Below are 13,153 nucleotides of genomic sequence, written 5' to 3' on the forward strand. Positions count from 1 at the left end.
CTATCTTAATTGTTTATCAATTATTGAAATGGTCTTTGCCGCCTTATCATAATCATTCTGCATAGTCACTTGTGTAATTGGAGTGTACCTTGCAAGTTCACAGCTTTCTAATATTGAAATAAAGTCTGAAACTATGCTACTTTCTACATTTCGTGCCGTAAGTAAACTTTCTATTTTTTCTTTATTGAAATCACTGGTTTCAATATTCAATTTTGCCTTTAAGTAATTATGAAGTGCTCTTTCTAAAGACTCATAAAACGTCTCTTTCTGCCCTAGGTTTTTCTTAGCTTCACTCAAGTATTTTCTTGCCAAGCGATCTGCTTTTCTAATACGGTTGCCCTGTACATCTGCATCTCGTTTATCTTTATTTTTTCTGATAACAATTGCTAGTGGAATCAATAAAAAAGGCACTAATAACAAGGTCCAAAATGTAGTGGATTTAAAAAATGGTTCGCTTTTTATACTAGACCAATTAGATGATGTTTTTATAAATGCAAAAGTATTAGTGTTTGGTACTACATTCTGTTTGGTATTAGATACAGTCGAATTTCCATTAGTATTAGATGCCATTGGGCCTTCTAAAACATCAATAACAATCTCATCTGATGTGATGCGCTTATAACTTTCGGTATTTAAATCGAAATAAGAAAATGCAATAGAAGGAATAGGATACTTTCCTCTATATTGTGGTACAATGGTATAAGTGTCTGAAATACGTCCACGCATACCACTGAGGTTGGTGTTCACATTTTCATTGTGCTCTGGTTCATAAACCTCAAGTGAACTAGGTGTGGTTAACTTAGGCAGTTCAAATAGTTTTAAATTCCCTTTACCAGAAACCTCAATTTTAGCTTGTAGTGATTCCGTAGCATTAAGTTCAGTTTTTGAAGTCGTAACACTAAACTGAAAGTCTCCCACAGCTCCTTTAAAGTCTGAAGGTTTTCCTTCTTCCGGTAATGGTCTAACATCTATGGTTCTGCTGCCAGCAGTAACCGTTTTTGGAACTTTGGTCATGATCTGACGCCCAAAAATGTCAGCTCTACCAGAAGGTACCTCAACAGTAATGTCCAACACTAAAGGTTCTAACTTTAGTTTGCCTGTTTTTTGAGGATACAATACCGTTTTCCTCAAGACAACATAACGATATTCTTCTCCTTTGTATAGACCTTTCTGAATATTCAATCCCTTAATTTCTATATTCTGACTCCAGAAATCGTTATATCTTGGATTATCTTTTTCACGCCAATTACTAACTCCTGTTTCTGGGGACACATAGAGCTTGTATACTACCGTGAACCCTTCATTAAGGTAAGGATTGGTCTTAGATACTTCTGCTACTAAATGAATATTCTCTGAGGCCACATCTGAAGCATCAGGTGGACCATTTGGCCGATCTACAGCAGCCGTAACATTTATGGTTACGGGAAACGTTTTATAGATTTCGCCTTCAATTTCTATAGTGGCCTGTTTAATGGTGAAGTTACCACGTTTGTTTGGTGCTAAGAAGTAACTGTAAGTTTTGGTGTAAGAACGCTCTCCGTTGACCCATGTGTTGCTAACAGACGTATTAGGGCCACCAACAACGGTAAAATTTTCAAAGCTGGGCGGCACAAAATTGTCACCATCTTTGTTCATTTCAAAATCAATACGCAAACGCTCATTAACTCCAAGCTTTTTTTTACTGACTTTAGCTTCGAATTTTACCTGGGCTGATACTAAACTTGAAGTTAGTAAGAAAAATAATATTGATATGTGTATTGTGAATTTCATTAAAACCTTACAGTATATTAAAACTAAGACTGCAACTACTTACGATATTACCAATCTTTTTCAGTTCTTACTTTGGCTCCTTTTTGTTTTTCTGCATTTATTTTTTCCTGAACTTTTTGCTCTTGATTTTGCATCGCCTCCAAAATATTCTTTATCTGTTGAGGAGACATCTGTCCTGGTTTTGGCTTCGGTTTTTGATCTTTATTCTTTTCATCATCTCCTTTACCATCTTTTTTATCGTCTTTAGGCTTTCCGTTTTCGTCTTCTTCTTTATCTCCGTCTTTTTTGTCTTTATCGCCTTCGTCCTTTTTGTCTTGGTCTTCTTTTTTATCGTCTTGCTTCTTTTCTTCGTTTTCTTTGTCCTTTTCCTCCTCTTTATCTTCGTCTTTCTTGTTGTCTTCTCCTCCACCGTCTTGTTGCTGCTCAGCACATTCTTTTGCTAAAGCAAAGTTGTATCGCGTTTCCTCATCTGTTGGATTATTTCGCAAAGCGTTTTTAAAAGCTTCAACGGCTTCTTTACACATCTCTTTTTGCATCAATATATTGCCTAAATTATGAAAGGCTCTATGCTTTTCTTCTTTAGTAGCAGCATTTTTTGCAGCTTCCTCAGTTCTAAACAGTGCCTCGCCATAATTACCTTTCTTGTAATAGGAATTGGCTAAGTTATATGCACCAACCGCTTTATTTGGCGCTTTAGAAATGGCTCTTCTATATTCCATTTCTGCTTCAATATAATTTTCTTCTTCGAGCAACTCATTAGCCTTGTAAACGAGATTAGCTGCATTCTTTTCTGCTTTTAACCGTGCTTTATCTCCTTCTTGAGCAAAGCTTGAAAAGCACACCAATAATGCTATAGTCAATATGTGTAATTTCATCTTACTCATTTTTTATGCTTAATAATATTTTTAAAGTTAGCAAACCATGCCATGACTTACAGTTAAAGAAAGTCTAAAAGTTCTCATTAAACAGGTTTAACCTTTTAAGCCAAGCTGTTTTTCGTTCTAAAAAGAATATATCTATAAACAATAACAAGATTCCCAGACCTAAAAACCATTGAAACTGATCTTTAAAATCTGCAATCTGTTTAGACTCAAATTCTTTTTTATCGGTCTCATCCAATACATCCTTAATTGCCTCAACAACTTCGGCTGTATTGCTTCCATTAATATAGACTCCGTTGGTTTCTTCAGCAATTTCTTTTAGAGTGGTTTCGTCTAAACGGGTAATTACAGTTTCACCTTTATTGTCCTTCTTATAATTGAGTATAATATTATTTCTTTTTATTGGTATTGGGCCACCTTTGGTGCTTCCTACACCAATGGTCAAAATCCTAATACCTTCTTCACTTGCTTCTTCTGCAATATCTGCAGCATCACCTTCGTGGTCTTCGCCATCTGAAATAATGATTAAAATACGATTGGTTTGCTCTTCATCATCATAATAGGTCTTTGCTAATTGAATGGCCTCGTGGATTGCTGTACCTTGAGATGATAGCATGTCCGTATTCATGTTTTGCAAAAACATTTTAGCTGATGCATAATCCGTAGTAATTGGTAATTGCGGAAAGGCTTTACCTGCATAGGCAATAATACCAACTCGATCACTTGCCAAACTATTTATAATCTCTCGTACCAATTGCTTTGATTTCTCTAAGCGGTTCGGCGCAATATCTTCTGCCAACATACTTTTAGATACATCTACTGCAAAAACGATATCCACTCCTTGACTTCTAACGGTTTCTAGTTTTGTACCAATTTTTGGATTGACCAATGCTAAGGACAAACACGCAAATGCTCCACAAAGTACCAATACTTTTAAAACACTCTTAAATACAGATTGGTTAGGACTTAATCGTCTTAATAAGTTACTATCCGCAAACTTTTTTTGTGCAGAGCGCCTCCAAATTTGCAATAACACAAACAAGAGCATTATTACCGGAATTACCAGTAATGTCCAAAACCATATTTTTTCGTCTAGTCTAAACAAAGCTTCTAAATATTGTGTTTCTTAATAATAATTCTATCAAAAGCAATAACCCAGCCAATAAGACTAAAGGTCTATACTTTTCTTCATAGTTGTAATACTTCTTTTCTTCTATTTCGGTTTTTTCGAGCTTATTGATCTCTTTATAAATCTCAACTAGTTTTTTATTGTTGGTCGCTCTAAAATATTTTCCACCTGTAACTTCTGCAATCTCTTTCAATAATTCCTCATCTATCTCTACTTGCTGTCTCCCGTATCTAAAAGTACCATTGGGATTAATGGACATAGGTGACAATGCCATACCGTTTGTTCCCAGTCCAATGGTATAAACCTTAATACCATATTCTAAAGCTAACTCACTAGCAATTTTTGGGTCTATGAATCCTCCGTTGTTGACACCATCCGTTAACAGAATGATGACTTTACTCTTTGCTCTGCTGTCTTTTAAGCGATTGACGGAAGTTGCTAAGCCCATTCCAATGGCTGTTCCACCCTCAATAATAGTATTGTATTTAATATCTCTCAGTGAGCGTTGAACTATTGATTTATCACTAGTAATAGGTGTTTTTGTATATGCTTCGCCTGCATATTCTACCAAACCAATACGATCGTTTGGTCTGCCATCAATAAAATCCGCAGCAACTTCTTTTAAGGCTTCTAGTCGATTTGGTCGTAAATCTTTAGCCAACATACTGGCAGACACATCAATAGCCATTACAATGTCTATACCTCTTGTTGTTTTAGTCTTTGTTGAAACATCAACTGTTCTCGGTCTTGCCAAAGCCGTAATTAAAAGTCCTAAGGCAATGATTCTTAAGGCAAATAAAACATGTCTAAATTTAGACCAGAAAGAAGACGACGTTTTAAAACCTTTTATGCTCGATATCTTAAGCTCTGCTGTTTGCTGATTTCGCTTAAATACATACCAAGCTATGGCTATTGGCAAAAGCAATAGAAACCAAAATAGTTCTTTATTTAAAAATTCTATATTCTCGAACATTATTCTTCCTCTTCTTCAACGGGTTCATCTGGATTCAACTCAATGGAATCTACAATTCGGTCTACTATATCGCTGGCATAATTGTCATCCGATCTCCATACAATTACAATTTGTTGAATAACATTTTCCGAAGTAAAACTTAAGATAATATATTCACCACCTTCATAGGTACCAGGTTTTAAACCAGGGAACTCTGCTGTACCAAAAGTCTTTAAACCTTCTGCAGCATTTGGCGTAATAAATTGTTCATTCTTTGTAATAATGTTTCTTACACCTTTTTGCTCCCAATTACTCAAGCTTCCTTCAACAACAGTATTTAAGTTGATAGCTTTCTGCTGATCTGAATCTTCACCCTGACCCTTAGGGATATTTAAAACAGTAGTCCCTGTAACTATGTAGAATTGTTCAATTAAACTGCCATAACCAAACATTGTTATTTCAGCTTTGTCCTCAAACCCTTCTGGAAGTTCAGTTTCCTGTCGTTTAAGCACTTTTGGTGTTTCAATATAAATTGGTGGAAAACCATAAGCACTTTCTACCCACTCACCTTCTAATAGTTCTTTACTTTCGTGACCAATAACGGTATCCTTAACATAACCAAAACCATATTTAATGCCGAAGCCAACGAATGTAGCGATAAGCAAGAATAGGGAAATAGCAACCGTAAGAATTACTTTTTTACGTTTCTTTTTGCGCTCTTGTTCTTCTTTATATTGCTGATCTAAAAGCTTTTCTTCCTCTGTTGGTTCTGGCAACACTGCCTTTACACTATCTATTTCCTTCTCAATAGTAGCCCTATCCATTTCAATAAGCGCAGCATCTGGTGCAGACTTTGCAAATTTTACTAAATCGGCACGTTTGAGAATGGTTTCAAGATTGTTTAATGTCTCTTTTGAAAAGTTGAATTGATTGCCTTCTTTCAATAATTGAAGTCTCGATATTAACTCTTCCGTTGTACTTTCCAATGAACGGTCGTAAACTTTTTCGTCAAGATATTTTCTAATGACCAAAGTCAGTTGAGAATAATATTCCTTGACTTCAGAACGCATTAAATACTGACTCTCGTCCAATTTTTTTAATGCTAGCTTAGCTCTATCGTATGGAGGCAGTAAGGCAATTTCTTCCTCTTCGGTTAATGGTTTTTGTCTCCAGATAAACCACCAGAGTAAAAATGCTACTAATGCGATAGCTGCTAAAATTCCCAATAACCATTTCCACCAATTGCCACCTGACTTTTCAACTTCGATAATGGGTTTGATATCGTATAGTTTCTGTTTAGTGGTATCTACCTCAATAGTATTGACATCCACTCTTAGAGAATCTGTGAAAAACGATTTATCTCCTATGATTACTTTCTGTCTCGGAATGGTATAAGAACCCGAATCGAACTGGGTAAGCTTGTAAATTCGAGATAGTAAAAAATTGGCGTTTTTCTTTGTCGTATCTATTTCGGAAGCTTCAACAGCTTCTAAAGGCATAAAGGTTTGCCCTTCTGGAAACACAACCAATGCAGAAGAATCTGCTTCTACCTTAATCTTGTAATTGATTTGTTCTCCTATTCGAATTTTGGTGGTATCAACCTCGGTTTTGACTTGACTTTGTAAGTATGAAGTACAAAGTATGGAGTACAAAGTACAAGCCAGTACGATACCGCGAACTTTTAGCTTGTAGCCTGTTTCTTTGGTTCTTGACGTGGTATTAATTCTATTTAGAATACACTTTATCACTTTACACTTTTTACTTTACACTTCGCACTTTGTGCGTATTATCCTCTTCTTTTAAAATAACCCAATAGTTTTCTTACATAACTTTCGTCCACACGGCAATCTATGGTACCAGCTCCTGATTTTGTGAAACTGTCCTTGAAATAATTCACTTTCTCATTGTAAAATTTCCCGTAATTCTGACGTACTTTTTTAGAAGCCGTATTCACCAACAGCAACTCACCTGTTTCTTCATCTTGCATTTGCACCATTCCAATATTTGGAATGGATTCTTCATGCTTATCGTAAATTCTAATACCTGTAATATCGTGCTTGCCAGACGCAATTTTTAAGTTTTGTTTATAGTCGTCTGCAATGAAATCTGATAACATAAACACAATCGCTTTCTTTTTCATCACATTAGATAAAAATTTAAAAGCCTCTGCTATATTGGTGTTCTTGCTCTTTGGTTTAAACTCTAATAGCTCTCTAATGATTCTCAATACATGTGAACGACCTTTTTTAGGCGGAATGTAAAGCTCAATCTCATCTGAAAATAAAATCAGACCAATCTTATCATTATTCTGAGTAGCCGAAAACGCCAATGTTGCAGCAATTTCGGTTACAATTTCATCTTTAAATTGATTTTGTGTCCCAAAAAACTTACTACCCGAAACATCTGCCATGAGCATCATGGTAAGTTCTCGCTCTTCTTCAAAAACCTTAATGTAAGGTTCATTGTAACGTGCTGTCACGTTCCAATCAATATTTCTTACATCGTCACCATACTGATACTGACGGACTTCAGAAAAAGTCATACCACGACCTTTGAAAGTCGAGTGGTATTCGCCTCCAAATATATGATCAGACAAACGACGTGTCTTGATCTCTATTTTTCGTACTTTTTTTAGAAGTTCTTTGGTATCCATTTATATTCGCTTTCGCTTATTAAGTATTAAGTAGTGAGTACAAAGTAGCAAGATTAGGTTGGCTTGTTACTTATTCCTTTGTACTTTTTACCGATGCGCAGCATATACCTATGGCACTTCAATTTCGTTTACAATCTTGTTGATGATGTCTTCTGAAGTCACATTTTCTGCTTCCGCTTCGTAAGTGATGCCTATTCTATGACGTAGAACATCATGCACAACTGCACGAACATCCTCAGGAATAACATAGCCTCTTCGCTTTATGAACGCATAGCATTTTGCAGCAGTCGCCAAATTGATACTACCACGAGGTGATGCACCAAATGATATCAATGGCTTTAAACTTGGAAGTTTATACTTTTCAGGATAACGTGTGGCGAAAACAATATCTAGAATATATTTTTCAATTTTTTCATCCATGTAAACTTCTCTAACCGCCTCTTGTGCACTTAAAATCTGAGCCGTAGAAACCACTGGGTTTACTTTTTCATAAGCCCCTTTTAGATTGGCTCTTACGATAAGTTGCTCCTCATCTAGTTTTGGATAATCAATTACAGTCTTTAGCATAAAACGATCTACCTGTGCTTCTGGTAATGGATAAGTTCCTTCTTGTTCAACAGGGTTTTGGGTAGCCATTACCAAGAATGGTTTGTCCAATATAAATGTTTCGTCACCAATAGTCACCTGTTTTTCTTGCATCGCCTCTAACAATGCGGATTGTACTTTAGCTGGCGCTCTGTTGATCTCATCCGCTAAAACGAAGTTGGCGAAGATTGGCCCTTTTTTAATTGAAAAATCGTTCTCTTTTATATTGTAGATTAAGGTACCAACAACATCTGCCGGTAATAAATCTGGTGTGAACTGAATTCTACTAAAACTGGCGTCAATAGCTTTAGACAGCGTATTAATGGCTAAGGTTTTTGCCAAGCCAGGAACACCTTCCAATAAAATATGACCTTGCCCAAGCAAGCCAATGAGCAAACGCTCAACCATATGTTTTTGTCCAACAATGACCTTATTCATTTCTAAGGTAAGTAGGTCAACAAAGGCACTTTCTTTTTCTATCTTTTCATTAATTGATTTAATATCAATTGTACTCGCTTCTTCCATTTTTTTAAGGGTTTAAAAACGAAACTATTATAATAATTTTTTCGAGGTTGCAAAATGTTAAAATTTTTCGGGAGTTGCTGTTAACAATTGGTTAAAAAAAAAAGCGCATAGTTCTAATGAACTTGCGCTTTTCTATAAATTCTTAAATAATGCTACTCTAGCGTGATTGTGCCCAAATTTGTGGTTTCACCAATAACTATCTCAACATCTTCAATTATTACTGCATTTAACATGGAATCATTATCTGGAGTAATTGTTACTGTATAAACTCCTGGTGACAATCCTAAAATTTGAAAATTCCCTGAATCATCTGTAAGTGTTGATGCGGTTTCAATTCCGTTTGTTGCTTCTACAGCAACTACCACATCCGCAGGTAATACAGTACCTGACAAACTACCTGAGTTGACTTCTAAACTTGCTCTTAAGACAGGCTTTAAATTAATATTCCCTGAATTACCAGCCATCACTATGGATTCGTCAGCATCAAAATCTAATATAAAATCATAGTTAAGACCAGCAACAATCTCTTGATTGACCATTATTTTTAAGCCTGATTGTTGTGCGCTTGGTGTATTTAAAGGACGTGGTTCTGTTTCGCCTTCTAAGACAACAGAATTATCATCTCCCAAAACTAATCTTATCTGTTTAAGAAGACCAGCTTCAATTTCTTCATTATCTACAAGTTCTAAACTTACACCACCAGTCAATTCCAATAAGTCGTATACACCAGGATTAATAATTCCTATTGATTGCCATCCATTTTCGTCATCATCACTTTCACCATCATATTTCACCATAACATCTACAACCTCTACAAATACATGCTCATAATCACCAGGCTCATCCACTAATTTTACGGATAGTCTTGCAGTACCATCATTACTTGATTCGTCAGAATTATTACAGGAAAAGGTAAATATTGCTATAAGTAGAAGCAATGTTTGTTTTAAATATTTCATGATTTTTTAGATTTTAAGGTTACATCTAAATATACGCACCTAATGTGTATTTAGACGTCTTAATCTAATAGTTTCTGGTCAGAATAGTATTAAGCTTTAATTAAAAAACAAAGAGCAACACCCTAGTATTGCCCTTTTATCTTCATTAATTACGGATTAGGATAATTAATATTCAAATTGTCGTATTGCAGTATATAATTTTGGATTTAAAACCATCATGTTTTCTTCTTCATTGAAACTTATGGATTCGTCAATATTAAAATCAATGACAAACTCGTAGCTTCTGTTGGAAACCAATTCTGATTTTACCAAATTTGAAGGTGTTGCATTACCTAAGTTCTCCACTTCCAAACTTATCAATAAGCCATTGACATCCATAAAATTGTTATCGCCTAACACCAACCTTATTTCATGTATAAAGGTGGGTTCAATTTCTATATGGTCTACCAGTAATAAAGCGGAATCCTCATTTAAATCACATGCATTATAAGTTCCTTGATTAATGGCATTAAGACTCATCCATGCATTGGGTTCATTATCGTCTTCTTTTACTTTAAACTGAACATCTTCAATATCTATAAAAACCTTATCGTGTTCTTGCGATGTGCTTTTTAACTTTACCGTAATACTGGTGACCTCAGCATTAACATCGTCTTTTGTACAACTGGTAAAACAGATTAAAAGAAAAAAGGAAAAAAATATCCGGTTAATAGCTTGTAAATGTTTCATGATTTGAGGAATGGAATAATTACATAACAAGAATACCGTAATCTTATGGTTTTGAGTATTTTTATACACCAATTGCAAAAAAACCATTATAAACCGAAAAAAAAGTGACATATTCTCGATTAATTGCAGGTACTATGACCTGGGGGAGCTGGGGAAAACAGCTCTCAAAAAAAGAAATGACTGCTTTAATGCACCATTGCGTTTCCAACAACATTACTACTTTTGACCATGCTGATATTTATGGTGCTTATACCACAGAAGCCGAATTTGGAAAGGCTTTTAAAGATTCTGGAATTAAACGTGAAGACGTTCAACTGATTTCAAAATGTGGTATTCAATACCTCAGCGATAATAGAGATAACAAGGTTAAACATTACGATTACAGCAAGGAATATATCATTTGGTCCGTTGAGGAATCCTTAAAGAATTTAAACACTGAGTATTTGGATTTATTACTGTTACACAGGCCAAGTCCACTAATGGTTGCTGAAGACATTGCCGAAGCGATTACCATGTTAAAAAAAGATGGAAAAATTAGAGACTTTGGAGTATCTAATTTTACTCCAGCACAAATGGATATGATTGGTCTGCGAATGGATATTGATGTTAATCAGATTGAATTTTCATTGACTGAGCATTCCGCCATGCATAACGGTACTTTAGATTATATGACAACTTGTGGTATAAAACCTATGGCTTGGTCACCATTGGGCTCAGTTTTTAGAGAAGACAATGAACAGACCAGACGCATTCATAAACAGCTTGGCGAATTGATGGATAAGTATAGTGCAACAGAAGACCAGTTACTGTTGGCATGGATAATGAAACATCCTGCTGGTATTCATCCTGTGGTTGGGACCACAAATAAAAAGCGATTAACACAAGCTGTAGAAGCCTCAAAAATTGAACTTGAATTAGAGGATTGGTTTTTGATTTTGGTGGCTAGTCAAGGGCATAAGGTGCCATAAGCCCCTTTGTCTTATGGACATTTCCCCAGAGGGGAAAAGTTGGCAGTGTTCTGTTGCAGTCTAGTTTTGGCATCATCGAAAAAATAAGAACTACAAAACCATGAATAGAACTGAGCTAAAGCCCAAGTGGGTTGATTTAGTTTCAAATTATACCGATAAAAAAGCAATTGTTGCTTCGCTTTGGAAAGATATTGTAGATCATTATTCCAATACAAGTAGATATTACCACAATCTCGCCCACATTCAAAATATGCTGAATCAAGCAGAAGACTTTAAAAGCCATGTAGAGGATTATGATGTTTTAGTTTTCGCCATCTGGTATCATGACATTATTTACAAATCCACTAAAAATGATAACGAAGTAAAAAGTGCACTTTTCGCCAAAAAAGCTTTAAAATCGTTGGATTTTGATGAAAAAAAGCTTAAAAACATCGAAGATTTGATTATTTCGACTAAAAAGCATCAAATCATTTTAGATGAAAATGATGATAATGCCTATCTTTTGGATTTTGATTTATCAATTCTAGGGAGTGATTGGAAAACCTATCAAAATTATACACAACAAATCAGAAAGGAATATAAAATCTATCCTGAATTTATGTATAAGCCAGGGAGAAAAAAAGTGCTTCAACATTTTTTAGAACGTGAAACGTTGTATTTTACAGAAGTATATCAGGATAAGTTTGAAACTCAAGCTAGAGAGAATATAATAAAAGAATTAAAGCTATTATAAAAAGTCCTCTTTGGGGATTTATGGGCTTATGATCAATAAACGCCTACTCATTAAAAACCTACTTGCTCACAACGATGAGAACAGTTTCTATGATAAAAAACGAAAGATTGACATTAGCCATAAAGAAGGTAAGGCGAAGTTTTTAAAGCATATTTGCGCACTATCTAATAGTAATCCAAAAAACAATTCGTATATCGTTATTGGTGTTGAAGACGAGGACAATAAAATTATTGGTGTCGATTTTTTTGATGACAGCAAAATTCAAAACCTCATCAATGCGTATTTAACCAATCCACCTATTGTTCAGTACGAGAATATTCCGTTTCCACATTTGCCAGATGACAAGGTCGTTGGTCTCGTTACCATTAGATCAATTGATAAAATCACCTCACTAAGGAAAAATATATGGAAATACTATGGAGGCTCGGTATTTTTTAGAGATGGGAGTATGAGCATGCCAAAAGTTTTTGATGTTGAAATAAAAGACGTCAACTCCGATATAGTTTCAGCTATTGAAAATCACGCACAAAACAATATTGAATTGACACTCGATGGCGTGTTTGACTTTATGAACAAACGTCAAGATTTCAACCCTCAGTATAGGGTCTTTAAAGAGTATTTTGTGTTATGCTGGTCAGGGCAAAAAAAATACGTTAAGGATGAAGTATTTTATTCTCGCGTAGATATAGAATTGATAAATGAACAGGTTAGGCTGTTTTATTCTGCTCTAGATGAGGTTTCCATTTCTTATAATAAAGACTCTTTTAAGATTGTAGAATACGTTAGACTTGGTCTTCAACAATCTCATAAGTATTATAAGCTCGAAGAAAAAATCATTCATTTTGATGATAATGCCAATTATTCCATAGAAGCAAATCTCATTTTTGAGCCACCGCAATTTGATAAAAAAATACTCCATCATATTTATAACACCAACAATGTTATTCTTGCAAAACTTGAAAAAGGTGTTAGGCTCGCCAATCATGAGATTGTTGATTTAGAAAATTTAGCTGCCAGTTACCTAATTTGTTATCTCAATGGCTTTGACGATGCTTTGCTAAAGTTAGAATCTGCTAAGCCATATATAAAAGGCTATAATTCTGAACTCTACAGGTCTTACAAAGAAACCATTAGGATTCTGCGGAAAGTGAAGTATAATTAGGTTCGTCGAATTTATTGAATATTTTATCCTTGATTTCTGCATCTTATCGAAGTACCTACAAAAACACTACAGATTATACATTTTTTTCGACCATTCATCAAAAAATT

12 protein-coding genes are annotated in these 13,153 nt (G+C 35.0%); 3 read left to right on the top strand and 9 right to left on the bottom strand.

The window, feature by feature from the left end:
• From SIB89_RS08400 to SIB89_RS08440, 9 genes are all read right to left on the bottom strand, one after another.
• Positions 1-1,770: a BatD family protein gene (locus tag SIB89_RS08400; RefSeq protein ID WP_412559435.1), complete on the bottom strand. Its 1,770-nt coding sequence runs from the start codon at positions 1,768-1,770 to the stop codon at positions 1-3.
• Between the two features lie 47 nt (positions 1,771-1,817).
• Positions 1,818-2,645: an aerotolerance regulator BatC gene (locus tag SIB89_RS08405; RefSeq protein WP_412559436.1), complete on the bottom strand. Its 828-nt coding sequence runs from the start codon at positions 2,643-2,645 to the stop codon at positions 1,818-1,820.
• 73 nt (positions 2,646-2,718) lie between these two features.
• Positions 2,719-3,756, bottom strand: coding sequence for a vWA domain-containing protein (locus SIB89_RS08410; RefSeq protein ID WP_155088944.1), 1,038 nt, complete (start codon positions 3,754-3,756; stop codon positions 2,719-2,721).
• Positions 3,749-4,753 carry a vWA domain-containing protein gene (locus tag SIB89_RS08415; protein WP_412559437.1) on the bottom strand — a complete coding sequence of 335 codons (1,005 nt, stop codon included), beginning with the start codon at positions 4,751-4,753 and terminating at the stop codon, positions 3,749-3,751. The genes SIB89_RS08410 and SIB89_RS08415 overlap by 8 nt, the downstream gene beginning before the upstream one ends.
• Positions 4,753-6,456, bottom strand: coding sequence for a hypothetical protein (locus SIB89_RS08420; RefSeq protein WP_412561894.1), 1,704 nt, complete (start codon positions 6,454-6,456; stop codon positions 4,753-4,755). Before SIB89_RS08420 ends, SIB89_RS08415 begins: the two co-directional genes overlap by 1 nt.
• Positions 6,457-6,518: 62 nt before the next feature.
• Positions 6,519-7,385 carry a DUF58 domain-containing protein gene (locus SIB89_RS08425; protein ID WP_412559438.1) on the bottom strand — a complete coding sequence of 289 codons (867 nt, stop codon included), beginning with the start codon at positions 7,383-7,385 and terminating at the stop codon, positions 6,519-6,521.
• Positions 7,386-7,493: 108 nt separating this feature from the next.
• Positions 7,494-8,495, bottom strand: coding sequence for an AAA family ATPase (locus SIB89_RS08430; protein WP_273289268.1), 1,002 nt, complete (start codon positions 8,493-8,495; stop codon positions 7,494-7,496).
• Between the two features lie 152 nt (positions 8,496-8,647).
• Positions 8,648-9,454, bottom strand: coding sequence for a DUF4382 domain-containing protein (locus SIB89_RS08435; RefSeq protein WP_412559439.1), 807 nt, complete (start codon positions 9,452-9,454; stop codon positions 8,648-8,650).
• Between the two features lie 165 nt (positions 9,455-9,619).
• A complete protein-coding gene (locus SIB89_RS08440; RefSeq protein ID WP_412559440.1) occupies positions 9,620-10,183 on the bottom strand; it encodes a DUF4382 domain-containing protein in 564 nt (187 codons plus the stop codon).
• Between the two features lie 104 nt (positions 10,184-10,287).
• On the opposite strand from SIB89_RS08440, the gene SIB89_RS08445 reads away from it, so the two are divergent.
• The 3 genes from SIB89_RS08445 to SIB89_RS08455 all read left to right on the top strand — a co-directional run bounded on the left by SIB89_RS08445 (position 10,288) and on the right by SIB89_RS08455 (position 13,046).
• Positions 10,288-11,151: an aldo/keto reductase gene (locus SIB89_RS08445; RefSeq protein WP_412559441.1), complete on the top strand. Its 864-nt coding sequence runs from the start codon at positions 10,288-10,290 to the stop codon at positions 11,149-11,151.
• A gap of 100 nt (positions 11,152-11,251) precedes the next feature.
• Positions 11,252-11,884, top strand: a complete 633-nt coding sequence (locus tag SIB89_RS08450; RefSeq protein WP_412559442.1) for a hypothetical protein — start codon at positions 11,252-11,254, stop codon at positions 11,882-11,884.
• A gap of 28 nt (positions 11,885-11,912) precedes the next feature.
• On the top strand, positions 11,913-13,046 hold the full coding sequence (locus tag SIB89_RS08455; RefSeq protein WP_155088955.1) for an ATP-binding protein: 1,134 nt from the start codon (positions 11,913-11,915) through the stop codon (positions 13,044-13,046).
• Positions 13,047-13,153 lie beyond the last annotated feature (107 nt).

Source organism: Winogradskyella sp. MIT101101, from assembly GCF_047126865.1.
GTDB lineage: Bacteria > Bacteroidota > Bacteroidia > Flavobacteriales > Flavobacteriaceae > Winogradskyella > Winogradskyella ouciana.